Raw genomic sequence first — 12,989 nt, forward strand, 5'->3', positions numbered from 1 at the left:
GTGCGCTGGGCCGATGTGTAGGTGAGGGGTTCGCGAGAGGCTGTACTCATGAACAACGCACAATCACCCGCAGTCCTGTCGGTCCACTCGCTGGGCAAGTCGTACGGCGACGTGCCAGTGCTCCGCGGTGTATCGCTGGAAGTCCGTGCGGGCACTGCCACGGCGATCATGGGCCCGTCAGGATCGGGGAAGTCGACTCTACTGCACTGCATGTCGGGAATCGTGAAGCCTGATTCGGGCGCGATCCTGTTGAGCGGTAGGCATATCGAGAACCTCGGTGAGAACGATCGGAGTCGACTTCGGCGTGAATCCTACGGTTTCGTCTTTCAATCGGGTCAGCTGTTGCCGGAGCTTCCGGCGATCGAGAATGTCGCTTTGCCCTTGGTGCTCAACGGGTTGTCCATCGCGGAAGCCAAGCGGACGGCGCACGGATTCTTCGCACCCTTGGGACTGGACGGGCTGCAGGACCGTCGCCCGGGTCAGATGTCGGGCGGGCAATCCCAACGTGTCGCGATAGCCCGAGCGTTGGTGACCAAACCCGCAGTCTTGTTTGCAGACGAGCCGACCGGTGCGCTCGATGCACAGACAAGCTGGGAAGTGATGAGGGTGCTGCGTGATTCCGCGCAACAGATCGGTTCGGCGTTGGTCGTCGTCACTCACGACGCCGAAGTTGCTCGATGGTGTGATCGCACGATGATGATGCAGGCCGGTTCGCTCGTCGGGACACAGGTGGCGGCATGAAAGCCACAGCGCGCGTCGCTCTGATGACGGTGCGAGGCGAAGGCCGAAAGGCGTTGATTACCTTCGCACTACCCGTATCGGCCTTCGCCGCGTCAACCACCCTGTTGCTCACGGTTCTCGGTGGCTATGGTGCATTTGCGGGCAGATCGAGCGAATCCGGGGCAGCGGCATATCTCGCGCTCGCCGGGGTTGCCTCCGTGTTGATGATCGTCCCGGCAGTCACTCTCGGTCTGGCGGCGGCCCGCCTGGGTGCCCGTCGTCGAGACGAACGTCTGGCCGCGCTGCGACTCATCGGATCCACCCCCCGTCAGATTGTTGCGCTGTGCGCTGCGGAATCGGGTATCCAGGGTTTGGGCGGTGCGTTGATCGGCGTGTTGGGGTATTTCCTCGCGTTGCCACTCGTAGCCCTCTTGCGATTTCAAGGCCGGACCTTCGAGTGGGGTGAGCTCTGGGTAGGCGCACTTCCTTTGGTGGGCATCGTATTCGGTATGACCGTCCTGGCTTCTTTGACGTCGATGCTCGGGATGCGCCAGGTGTTCGTGAGCCCGTTGGGCGTCACGGCGGGCAATCCCAGTGCCGCACCGAAGATGATCTTTGCTGTTGCGGGTGTCGGGGTTCTGTTGGGATGGAGTGCATTCGGAGGTTCCGCGGCAAGTATCGCGGCCATTCTAGTGGGACTGGGTGTCTGCTTCGGCGTGGTTGCGCTGGTCGGTCCGTTTGTCATCTTGGTGCTCGGAAAAATCATGCTCAAATGCGCCAAAGACGGTGCGTCGTTGATTGCGGCTCGTCGGGTCCTGGATAATCCGAAGGCAGTGTGGCGCACGGTCAGCGGTGTGACGATGGCAAGTTTTGTTGCCGCCGGAACCTCTTTGCTCGCCGCGATCGGCAACGGGGAAGGGCGAGATCTGGAACCAGGACAGGAGTTCCTGTTCGCGGACATGCGAACCGGTGTGTTGTTCACTCTGGGAGCAACATTCACGTTGGCTGCCATCTCGTCCGCGCTCACCCAGGTATCCGGGATCCTCGACAACCGCGAGTTGTATCGAAGCCTGACACTGGCCGGTACACCCATCGAGGTGATGGACAGCGCACGCATGCGGCACGTTCGCACTCCCGTCGTCGTGATGGCACTGGCCGGTGCCGGCGCGGCACTGCTGTTCCTCTTCCCGCTGGCAGGGGCCGCCGTGCTGACTACTCCGATGGCGCTCGTTCAGTTGGGCGTCACCCTGGCAGCGGGGATCGCGTTGGTGTTGGCCAGTGCATTCGCGGCCAGGCCCGTCATGCGACGGGTACTCGCGGGCTGAATCTCAACCCGTCGTCCGTCAGTTCTGTCTCCGGAACGGTTCCGCCAACTGGCTGAGATAGTCGTCCGGGTAGTCGGGCTTGGCCGCCATACCGAGATCGTCACTGCTGAATCGCTTTTCCGGATCGAAAGAATAGGTACGGAACAGGTGGTCCCAGATCAGAGTGAACAATCCGAAGTTGACGTCACCGATTCCAGCCCACTTCAGATGATGGAATCGGTGACCGGCGTTGAGCGCGAGTATCGGACGCAGAGGACCGATTCGGTAGTCGGCATTCGAATGCTGAAGCAAGAGTTGGACAGCGACACAAACCGCGAGTGCCGAGGCAACCGGGACGGGCATCCCGAGAAGGATCAGCGGCAGGACGCCGCCTGCGGTTTCGAAAGTCTGATGCACGGGATGTTTCATGAGTCCGTTCATGCCGTAGAACCGCTCGAGGCTGTGATGGACTGCGTGAAAGCGCCACAACCATCCAATCTTGTGACTGATCAGATGCACGACGGTGATACCGAAATCCGCAACCAGTACTGCGAACACAACCTGAACGACAAACGGAAGGCTGCTCGGCCACAACCCGTCGAATGGAATCACCGCTGCCATCAACGGAATGACGGCGACACTCACCAGGATGAGTGATTCGTTGACAAACGCGTGGATTGCGTCGCGAAACCTGTCAGCTCCCGGGGCATTCCACGAAGATTCGTAGGGAAGTGCCCGTTCGGCCGCGAAAGAGCAGACCACTGCGAAGAGAATCAATGCCACCAGCGACCATTTCGGCGCACCGGATGCCGCGAGCGCAATTGCCGCTCCGTTGATTCCCAAGAGCATGAACGGGACGTACCCGTATCTGACGATGAACGTGAGCATGTATTCGATGGTGTACGGCGCGGGTGGTCCTCGACTTGTACGAATCGGTCGACTTTCAGTCAGTCGAAAACTGCCATACGTACTTCTGGGTGGTCCGAGAGGTCCTCTGTCAAGGCCGTCGCAACCGGTGAGTCGGTCTCGACCGCGCGGAAGGTTGTTGTCGCGATGTCGATGACAAACATGCGTTGATCGTTTTCGTCGAGTCGGAGAGTCGCTGCTGTGCAAGGCGAGTGGGGATTCTTCGAGGGGTGCTCCTGGTGCACCGCTGCCCGCACGCCGGGAGCTGGGTCAGCGAGTCACTCGACGCTGATCGGTCCGACCTGTTCACTGGAGCAGGCAGTGGCCGTCGAGACAAGCAGGGCGGCTACCGTCCACAGCAGTACACGAATCACACGAGAAGCGGCCACCCGTCGATCATGCCCGAGTCGCCCGTGCAGACCTACTTCGTCAGTACGGTGGCGAGTGCAGCGCTCAGATACGGAGTGATGTTCTCGACGACACGTGTCACGATCGCGGTGGCAACGTCAGCGGGTTGCAGTGGCACCGAGGGTGTCTGCGGCAACGCCGGGGGAGCAGGCGGCGCGGGCTGCGACATCATCGGTTGATAAGTGTTGTGCTTCGTGAAGTATCCGAATACCGAGTCGACGAACACCTCGGGAGCATCACGGGGCTTGGGCATGTTGCAGATGCCGTCACCCTCGATGCAGACTTCCTGCACTGCGATGTCACCGAATCCGCTGCGTGCTCCGGACATCGTTGCTCCTGGAACGACATTGGGCACTACAGTTTCGATACCTCCGGCCGAATTCCGGGGGTCGGCGTAGAGCACACCTTCGACTTGCGACTGCGGAATGGATCCGTCGCGCGCGATGTCGCCGAGCACGTCGCCGGCGATCCGCGCACCCTGTGAGTACCCGGTCACGACGATCTCGCTGCCTGGGCACTGAGCGTGAAAAGCGTTGACTTCGCTGCGCAGCGTCTGGGCGCCGACGGCAACACTCTGGTCGTACGTCTGATCGCCGAGCGGCCAGAAGCTAGCCGGGTAGGTTACCGGTTTGGAGGCGTAACCCTGGGCTACGTAGCGGTCGGTGACGGGTTGCGTCGTTTGTCCCGTCGGATCCCAAGTTCCGCCAACTGCGAATACCGCACCGGACGGGCACGACCCACCGTCATTCGGGGCCGCTCCGGCAGGAACCGACGTCACTAGAGTCACCCCCGCTGTGACTGCAACCGTGCAGGCCACTGACATCGCGTATTTCCTCATCGGGTCTGTCCCCATCTATCTACGTTCTCGTTCATTGGCGAGACAACCCGCGGTCCGACGCGTTTCGTTCGGTACTGAAGAGAATGGTGATGGGGCGATAAGTCCTGGAGGTAATCCGTGCGTAAACAGGAAGTTGCAGGCCGACGCTGTTTCCTACCGGCGTGTGTGGCGGGTCACGGCGTCGGTACCTGCGGTGGGTGATCCGGCTCGAGGAGTGTGCCGATCGCCTTGCCCATCGTCACGGCGTTGTTGAGATCCGCGTTGGTTGTCGGCCCGAGTGTCGCGTAGACAACGATCGTCGTCTTCGAGTCGGGGTAGTAGAGCGCAAGGCCGTTGTAACCGCCGTACGACGGGTTCATCACCAGCCAACCGTCGAGGTGTCCGGTCCCGAAGGAAAAGAACTTGTCGGCCGTCATACTTCCCAAGCCCGCAGTCGTCGGCGCCATCTGTTGCTCGAAAGCCTTGTCGGAGAGTAACTCTCCGGTGCCCAGTGCGCGCACCCACTTCCCGACGTCGGCGACCGTCGCGTTCATGTTTCCGCTGTGTAGGAATGCCGTCGGATTCCAGAAAGTGGAGTCTTCGAACACTCCGCGTTCATTGGTGTAGCCGTGCAGGATCGGCTCGTCCATCTGCGACGTGAGCACAACGCTGCTGTGATCCATCCCGAGCGGATCGAAGACGCGCTGCTGAAGTAGTTCGCCCAGCGGCTTTCCGGTCGCCTTCTCCATGACGTCGCCGAGCAGCGTCAGGTCGCTGTGCGCATACGCCCAACTGGTGCCGGGTTCGAACAGCGGTGGGCGGGAGTTGGCTAGATCGAGGATCTCCTGAGCAGTCCAGCCCTTCATCGGGTTGTCCGTGAAGAGTTTCAGGAACTGCGGATCGGTCACGTAGTCGGAGATGCCCGACGTGCTGTTGGCCAGCATTCGCGGAGTGATCGTATCTGCGCGTGGAAAGTTCGGTTCCCACTTCGCGATCGGTTGATCGAGTGGCAGCGTGCCATCTTCGTCGAGTTGCAGCAGGACGGTCGAGAGCATCGGCTCCATCGGCTGGCCGACGCGCAACTGCATGTCGGTAGTCGCCGGAACTCCGATAGGGGACTCTCCGACGGCGCCGAGAGCAACTTCGTCGTCGCCCCGCCACACCCCGAACACAGCGGCACTGAGGCCCAAGTCGGCCACCTGACGGCGGACGATATCCGTGATCTCGGTGGATTCCTGACTGCTCGAGGTGTTGGGAGATGCGCTGCTCGTGTTTGTTGCGGAGTCCTCGTCGGAACTGCACGCAGCGGTGGCGACGGCAGCGGTCAAGGCGATCGACAGAGCGGCTAGCCGCACCCGAGTGCGGTGGTGGGAGGAATTCATGCCTGCGATCCCTTCGATGTGGAAATCGAGCAACCGACGCCTAGCAATGTCCCAATTGGCCGAATTTACCGCAGTTGAAAGGAGGAGGGATCAGATCGACCGTAAGGGGCAACTGCTGTTTTCAGTGCAGCCCTCATTCGGGTGCCGCGTCCGGTTCCTCTCGCAGGTCCCGCGCTTGCCGATGCTCGGCGTTGATGCGACGGGCTTCGGTGAGTTGGTCTTCGAGGATGATGATGCGGCAAGCCGCGTCGAGCGCCGTGCCGTTGGCTACAAGTTCGTGCGCGCGGGCTGCGATGCGAAGCTGGTAGCGGGAGTATCGGCGGTGCCCGCCCTCGGAGCGTTGCGGGGTGAGCAGTTTCGCGGCGTCGAGGCTGCGAAGGAAAGCTTGTCTGACGCCGAGGATCTCGGCGGCATGTCCCATGCTGTATGCCGGGTAGTTCTCGTCGTCGAATCTGCCGGACGGGTCACCCGGGGGTATATCTGCCGAAATGGCTCGCTTCTTTCACTGAACGGACGGGGCCCCCGGCGCGAGGTGCGCCGGGGGCCGGATGGGGTTGAACTTACTTACATAACTGCATTCTTTCGAACTTCCGGACTCGCACAAGACATCCGATAGCCGCTTTGAAGGGGGGTGCCGGGTCCGACTACACACTCACACACGAATTCGGCCCCGGCACGTCCCTGCCCTGCGGTACTGCTTGCGGGTAGTTCATTTCTCCCGCATCTCTTGACTCGTTCCTTGCTACGAGAGAAAAGATACAACACCCTTGCGAGAATGTCTACCCCAACTGCTGTAGATATTTTGATGCGAACTTTCTAGGTACTGCTGATCGGGAACGACCTGGTCACCGGGGGTGCGAGCGCGCGGTGCGAGACGTACGAGGTGGATCTGGGACAATGTTCCGATGCGAAATACCCCGAAGTCCGAGTCGTTGTTGCGTGCCCGCGCGGAGAGGGAAGAGCAAACCAGCCCCTCCGAGCATCCCGCAGGTGGTACCTCGAACCACGAAGAGGACTCGGCGTCGTCCGAGCCGGGGGCACGCAGCAGTAGTGCCTCGATTCGGTCTGCTCGGTCAGAGCTCTCGACCCACGCCCGGGCGGTGGAAAGCATGCACGAGGCGATGCATCCTGATCGCGATTGAATCCGTTGCCCAGTCGGGCGTGTGCGTGTCCACTCCGACAGTTCACGATCACCTTCACCGGTTCTCGGATGCGAGAAGACCGGGTCGAGATGCCAGGTAACTTTTTCATGTTGCTCGCCGCAACGCACGACGGTCGCCGCACTCCCGAAACAGAGGAGTGGCGACGACCGTCGAGTTGTCAGGGCGTGTGCCTGGTACTTGAAACTCAGGGCAGCAACTGGTCCAGGAAGGTGTTGCTGAAGACCTTGTGCGGATCCAACGCGTTGTAGGCGGCGTTGGCGGTGTCCCAGTTGTCGCTCGAAGGAACACCCTCGCGGTAGGTCTGGGGGAGGCCCTGGGTGATGATCGGGGTGTCGGTGTACGGCTTGTCGGGGCCGAACGCCCAGCCCTTGGACCACTCGGGGCGGAAGGTGGCGTCGTTGTTGTTGTAGTGATTGCGCATCCACTGTTCCATTTCGCGGTAGAACGCGAACATGCCGGGAGTTCCCGGGACACCGAGGACGTTGAGCCAGATGGCGGTGTCCCATTCCGGATGGTCGGGGCGGGGGCGCATGGCCGAGATGGTGGGGGCGCCTGCCGAGTCGACCTCGACCTCGGACGGTTGATCGAGGCCGCAGCAGCGGATTTCGACGGGGCCGTTGAGGGGGAACTGTCCGATGGAGCGGTAGTACTCCATGCGGCCGTTGAACCACTGGGTGAAATCGTGGATGACCTGGCCGATGTTGGCACGAGAGGTGATGACGGCTCCGCCGCCTTCGGTCAGGCGCAGGGTGGTGGCCCGGATGTAGAACTGGACGTCCTTGGACCATCCCCACAGGTCGTTGGCGAAGGTCGCGGCGAGCCCGGCAACGGTGGTGGCGTACATGATCTGCCCGAATGCCGGTGCGATGCCCGGGTTTCCGGCGTTGATCTGGCCGATCATGTCGGTGACAGGTTCGGGAAGGTTGTCGGAGAAGATGTAGTTGTACGGCCCGGTCACCTCACGCGAGAACGGCGGTTTGGTGGGGGCAAGTGACCACACCTTCATCCAAGGACGTTCGGTGAAGGGGTACCAAATTGCTTCTGCGCGACCGTTTTCGCGGACGAACTTCTCGAAGGTGCGTCCGGAAGCGCCGCGGGCACCGAAGAGTTCCTGCCAACCGATGTCGGTGTGGCTGACGCAGCGCATGCGGTAGTTGGGAGCGGCTTGCAAGGTGACGGAGGTGAGGAAGGTTCGTCCGAGGTGAGTCAGCAGCGGCTTGATCGCCGCGTCGCTACGCGCGTACGTCTCGAGCGCGTATTCACTGCCGTTCCAGACCACTGCGGTCAGGGACGTGACCAGGTTGGAGAGTGAGCCGAAAGTCTGTCCGGGAACATGCGCTTCGCCTTCGGCGGGAAGAGCCGCGCCGTGGGCATCGACGGCGAGGCAACCGGCGATGGTCAACACACCAGGCGCCGGTAGGTTCGCGAACCCGAGGCCCTGTGCCTGCAGTGCGGTGGTGATGGCGTCGAGGGTCGCGCCGGGTCCCGCAGTGACGGTAGCCGGGCTACCACCCGCGTTGACGGAGACGCCGGTGAGATGGACTGTGGTGTCGGCGAGGATGACCTTGTCGACCGGCGCACCGTTGACGATGGTCAGCGGCGTCCAACCGTGCATGGCACCGCGAGGGCGGATGGTGTAGCCGTTGGCATGGCCCCAGTTGGCGAGGCGGACTACGTCTTCGGGCGTCTTGGGCGAACAGGTCCAGATCGCGTCGAGCATGATCTCTTTGGACCAGTTCTGATATGCCTGCTGGTAGAGGGCGATGCCTTCGGGGAAGGCAGGCGGAGGGGTGAGGGTGGAGACGGGACCACCCGCGGAGCCGGAAGAGCCGGCGGGGACGGCGTAGGCCGGCGTCCAGCCGGCGAATGCGGTCGCTGCCACGGCGCCGGCTCCAGCGGCCATGAAACCTCGTCGGGACAGTCGGAACTTTTCGTCTTGTGCCGTCATCTTCGGGCTACTCCATCGGGTTCGAGAACTACGGTGAGTTCTAACAGGTGGGTATCAGACAAGAGTGAGTACTACGTCAGCTAGAGCAGGAGCTTCACGCTCCAGTACAGAAGCTGAGATCAGGAGTCGCCCATTGTCTTTCCAGATCTGGATACTCAAGTTCTCGCCGGGAAACACGACCCCGGCAAAGCGGGCCCGAAATCCGGCTGCCCGACTGCTGTCGCCGTCGAGCATGGTATCCACTGCGGTCTTGCAGACCATTCCGTAAGTACACAGTCCATGCAGGATAGGCGCTGGAAAGCCTGCAGCGGAGGCGAATTGCGGATCCGAGTGCAACGGATTCCGATCACCGCACATCCGGTACAGCAAAGCCTGCTGTGGAAGCACAGGTGTCACCATTGTCGCATCTGGTTCCCGATCCGGAAGCGAAATCGACTCCGACGGACCACGTTCACCCCCGAAACCACCCTCTCCGCGGGCGAAAATCGACGAGCGGGCAGTCCAGAGGGGGTTGCCGTCGGTATCGACCGTGACCGATTCCTGCACGATCACCGCGGCCTTGCCCTTGTCCCAGATCTCGGCGATCCGCGTAGTGGTGCGTCCACTACCGCTCGCCGGGATGGGCTGATGGACAGTAACTTCCTGGCTTCCGTGCACCACCTTCGCCAGATCGATTTCGACACCGGGGAACGACACCTTCGGTGCTTCGGTGGCGTGGAAGTTGGCGGCGACGGTTGCGAAGGTGGGTAGAACCTGAGGCTTTTCGTCGTCGAGGTATCGCAGCTCGTTCGGATCGAGCGGACGCGATCCTGCACCTAGCGCCAAGTGGTAGTGCTGCACGTCCGACGGTGTCCACGAGAACTCTTGTGGGGCAAGCTCGGCGCCGAGTGCGATTTGCGGATCAATTGGCATGGTCGACCGCCGTCTTTTCAGCCGTAGTTGCCTTGGTGGTCTCGGCCTTCTTCGCACGCTCGACGATGTCGAGCACGGCCAGGTAGCCGAAAGTCATTGCGGGACCGATGGTCGCGCCTGGACCAGCGTAGGTGTGGCCCATGACCGGAGCGCTCGCGTTGCCCGCGGCGTAGAGACCGTCGATGACGCTTCCGTCTTCGCGTAGTGCTCGGCCGTTGACGTCGGTGCAGATACCGCCCTTGGTGCCGAGGTCGCCCGGAACCATCTTGATGGCGTAGAACGGAGCCTTGCTGATTTCGGCGAGGCTGGGGTTCTTCAGTCGGGGATCGCCGTAATACGCGTCGTATCCACTGTCGCCGCGGCCGAAGTCCTCGTCCTTGCCGTTGCGCGCGAAGCCGTTGAACCGCTCCACGGTTTCGGTCAGCGATGCGACGGGAAGCCCTGTCTTCTCGGCCAATTCGGCAACGGTTCCCGCCTTGACCACGATGCCGGCCTTGAGCCAGCGACCGGGGAAGGGGGAGCGCGGAGTGATACCGGCGAACGTGTAGCGGTTGCGGTAACGCTGATCGAGGATCATCCAGGTCGGGATGTTCTCGCCGGGGCCTTCGCCCTGGCCGTACTCGCCGCCGTACATCGCATGGGTTGCCTCGACGTACGGAGCCGCCTCGTTGCCGAAACGCTTGCCCGACATGTTGACCATCATGCAGCCGGGGAGCGTGCGCTCGGAGAGAGCGAACCACGGTCCGCCGGTCAGCGGAATGGACGGGCCCCACCAGGCGTCGTCCATGAAATCGACTGCAGCGCCGACCTCTTGGCCCGCGCGGATGCCGTCGCCGGTGTTCGCCTTGGCGCCGACGGTCCATTCGGTGCCGATGGGCCCGCGCTGGTACTTCTCACGCATTTCCTTGTTGTGCTCGAATCCGCCCGATCCCAACACAACTCCGTGGCGAGCGCGGATGACCTGCTCCTCGCCGTCGATGAGGACGTTGACGCCGCGAACCGCGCCGTCTTCGGTGTACAGGGAGGTCAGCGGGGTGTTCAGCAGGATGGGCACTCCGGCGGACTGAAGTCCGAGTCGAATGCCGGCGACCAGTGCCTGGCCGCGAACCAACAGATCCTTCTTGGTGGCCTTCGCGGCGAGGAATCGCATGCCGACTTTCATGGCGCGCAGCGGTCCGCGCGGATTGCGCATCAGCAGGTTGAGCCACTTGTAATCGGCCTGGGTGATGACGAAGTTCTTGGGGGCCTTGACGTAGTCAGGCTCGAGGTTCTTGCGATCGGCGCCCAACTTGTTGCCGTCGAACGGGGTGGGCTCGACACTGCGGCCACCGAGGCGTCCGCCGGGAGCCTCCGGGTAGTAATCGGAGTAGCCGGGGACCCACTGCAGTTCGAGCGGGCTGTTCTTCAGCACGAACGAGAGCATCTCGGGACCGCGCTCGAGGTAGGTGTCGATGCGTTCGGGAGCGACGACGTCGCCGATGATGCTGTGTAGGTAGGAACGTGCAGCCTCTGGTGTATCGGTGACACCGTCCGCCTGAAGTGCCTCGTTGTTGGGGATCCACACCCCACCACCGGAACGGGCGGTCGATCCGCCGTAGTGGGCGGCTTTCTCCACGATGACCACACTCAAGCCCTGGTGGGCTGCGGTCAAGGCCGCTGTCATACCTGCGGCACCACTGCCGACGACGACGATGTCGTATTCCTGCTTGCTCATGTAGAACACGTTATAGAATGATGGGGGTGTCAGTCCATGCTTTCTGCCAGGAAGTATTTCCGGACGTTGTCGTTGATAACGAAACACGTTGCAGTGAGATTGAGGATGGTGCGGTGTGACCTGGGATACTTCGGTTGACGTCGTTGTGGTCGGGTTCGGTGTGGCGGGCGCCAGTGCGGCGCTCGAAGCGGTAGCGGCCGGTTCGTCGGTTTTGGCAATCGACCGAGCGCTCGGTGGTGGTGCCAGCACAATTTCCGGAGGAATCTACTACGCCGGCGGCGGCACCGTGATTCAAAAGGAAGCCGGTGTCGAGGACAGCCCCGAAGCCATGCTCGCCTACCTGAACCGCGAGGTCGGTGACGCGGTGACACCGCAGACCCTGCGCCGGTTCGTCGACGAGAGTCCGGCGTCGATCGACTGGCTGCGCAGTCACGGAGTGCCGTTCGAGGCTTCACTGTGTCCGTACAAGACGTCGTACCCGAGCAACAAGCACTACCTCTACTTCTCGGGTAGCGAATCGGCCGGTGGTTTCCGTGACATCGCGAAGCCTGCTCCTCGCGGTCATCGCGCCAAGGGGCGCGGCACGTCGGGGAAGATGCTCTACGGCCCGCTCGCCAAGTCTGCGGAGGCAAAGGGTGTCAAGTTGCTGGGCCAGACGCGAGCGGACCGGCTGATCATCGAGGACGGCCGGGTGATCGGCGTCGAAGTACTGACGCTTCGTGACGCACCTGCCGGAGTTCGTCGTCGTCACGCGACGCTCGGATCGTTGTCCTCCAAGCCCGGCGTCTACGCGCCGCAGTTGCGCACGATTCTCGACGCACTCATCGCGAAGATCGAGAAGCAACATGCCAAACGGATTCGCATCCAAGCACGGGGCGGCGTGATCCTCAGCGCCGGCGGCTTCGTGTCCAATCGCGAGATGATGCGCACCCACGCTCCCGCATACAAGGGCGGTATCCCGCTCGGCACCTCCGGTGACGACGGCAAAGGCATCAACCTCGGTATCGAGGCCGGGGGAGCCACCGACAAACTCGGCAATGTTTCCGCCTGGCGGTTCATCGTTCCGCCCAGCGCTTTTCTCGGTTCGGTTCTGGTGGGTGAATCCGGAGAGCGGATGGTCGACGAGTCCCGTTACGGTGCGGCGCTCGGTCAGGCGATGGCAGAGAAGAGCCGCGGAATCGGTTGGCTGCTGGCAGATTCCGAGCTTGTTCGCGAGGCGAAGTCCCAGATCAGCGACCAGTCGATGTGGTTCCAGCGGGTACAGACTACCGGCATGATGCGTACCGCAGTGCGTGGCAACACGATTGCCGAGGTCGCCCGCAAAGCGGGGATAGACGTGGCCGGCCTTCAAGCCACCGTCGACGCGCACAACTCGGCTGCCGCTGCCGGGCAACCTGATCCGATGGGCAAGCCGTCGGACTTCGTCAGGCCGATACTGAGCGCGCCGTTCACGATGTACGACGTCTCGATCAAACCCAACATGATGAATCCGTGCCCCATGCTCACGCTCGGTGGATTGGTGGTCGACGAATCGACCGGCTTGGTGAACAACGAGGCGGGGGAGGGTATCCCTGGCCTGTATGCCGCAGGCCGTACCGCTGTCGGTATCTGTTCCAACTCGTATGTGAGCGGCTTGTCGCTCGCAGACTGCGTGTTCTCCGGCCGCCGCGCCGGCCAGCATGCAGCCGCATTCTCCACAGTCGGAAAGGCCTGAA

11 protein-coding genes are annotated in these 12,989 nt (G+C 62.3%); 3 read left to right on the plus strand and 8 right to left on the minus strand.

Translation table 11 applies throughout. From position 1 onward, the window contains the following. Positions 1-48 precede the first annotated feature (48 nt). Complete coding sequence (locus tag QM716_RS26530) at positions 49-741, plus strand: ABC transporter ATP-binding protein (protein WP_283307183.1); 693 nt, start codon at positions 49-51, stop codon at positions 739-741. After that, positions 738-2,045 carry an FtsX-like permease family protein gene (locus tag QM716_RS26535; RefSeq protein WP_283307184.1) on the plus strand — a complete coding sequence of 436 codons (1,308 nt, stop codon included), beginning with the start codon at positions 738-740 and terminating at the stop codon, positions 2,043-2,045. Before QM716_RS26530 ends, QM716_RS26535 begins: the two co-directional genes overlap by 4 nt. A gap of 18 nt (positions 2,046-2,063) precedes the next feature. Here QM716_RS26535 and QM716_RS26540 read toward each other — a convergent pair whose 3' ends face one another. The 8 genes from QM716_RS26540 to kstD form a co-directional block, all read right to left on the minus strand. Further along, positions 2,064-2,912 carry a sterol desaturase family protein gene (locus QM716_RS26540; RefSeq protein WP_283307185.1) on the minus strand — a complete coding sequence of 283 codons (849 nt, stop codon included), beginning with the start codon at positions 2,910-2,912 and terminating at the stop codon, positions 2,064-2,066. Positions 2,913-2,971: 59 nt separating this feature from the next. Further along, positions 2,972-3,094: a hypothetical protein gene (locus QM716_RS26545; RefSeq protein ID WP_283307186.1), complete on the minus strand. Its 123-nt coding sequence runs from the start codon at positions 3,092-3,094 to the stop codon at positions 2,972-2,974. Between the two features lie 257 nt (positions 3,095-3,351). Beyond that, entirely contained in the window at positions 3,352-4,116 is a 765-nt protein-coding gene (locus QM716_RS26550) for a PE-PPE domain-containing protein (RefSeq protein ID WP_283307187.1), read from the minus strand. A gap of 233 nt (positions 4,117-4,349) precedes the next feature. Then, entirely contained in the window at positions 4,350-5,537 is a 1,188-nt protein-coding gene (locus tag QM716_RS26555) for a serine hydrolase domain-containing protein (RefSeq protein ID WP_283307188.1), read from the minus strand. A gap of 133 nt (positions 5,538-5,670) precedes the next feature. Then, positions 5,671-5,958: a MerR family transcriptional regulator gene (locus QM716_RS26560; RefSeq protein WP_283307189.1), complete on the minus strand. Its 288-nt coding sequence runs from the start codon at positions 5,956-5,958 to the stop codon at positions 5,671-5,673. 926 nt (positions 5,959-6,884) lie between these two features. Then, positions 6,885-8,648, minus strand: a complete 1,764-nt coding sequence (locus QM716_RS26565; protein WP_283307190.1) for a cholesterol oxidase substrate-binding domain-containing protein — start codon at positions 8,646-8,648, stop codon at positions 6,885-6,887. 54 nt (positions 8,649-8,702) lie between these two features. Continuing rightward, positions 8,703-9,560, minus strand: coding sequence for an enoyl-CoA hydratase ChsH3 (chsH3, locus tag QM716_RS26570; protein WP_283307192.1), 858 nt, complete (start codon positions 9,558-9,560; stop codon positions 8,703-8,705). Next, a complete protein-coding gene (kstD, locus tag QM716_RS26575; RefSeq protein ID WP_283307193.1) occupies positions 9,550-11,274 on the minus strand; it encodes a 3-oxosteroid 1-dehydrogenase in 1,725 nt (574 codons plus the stop codon). Before kstD ends, chsH3 begins: the two co-directional genes overlap by 11 nt. 115 nt (positions 11,275-11,389) lie before the next feature. Here kstD and QM716_RS26580 point away from each other — a divergent pair, with 115 nt between their 5' ends. Further along, a complete protein-coding gene (locus QM716_RS26580; RefSeq protein WP_283307194.1) occupies positions 11,390-12,988 on the plus strand; it encodes an FAD-binding protein in 1,599 nt (532 codons plus the stop codon). Position 12,989 lies beyond the last annotated feature (1 nt).

Origin of the sequence: Rhodococcus sp. IEGM 1409 (genome assembly GCF_030056735.1) — a bacterium.
GTDB lineage: Bacteria > Actinomycetota > Actinomycetes > Mycobacteriales > Mycobacteriaceae > Rhodococcus_F.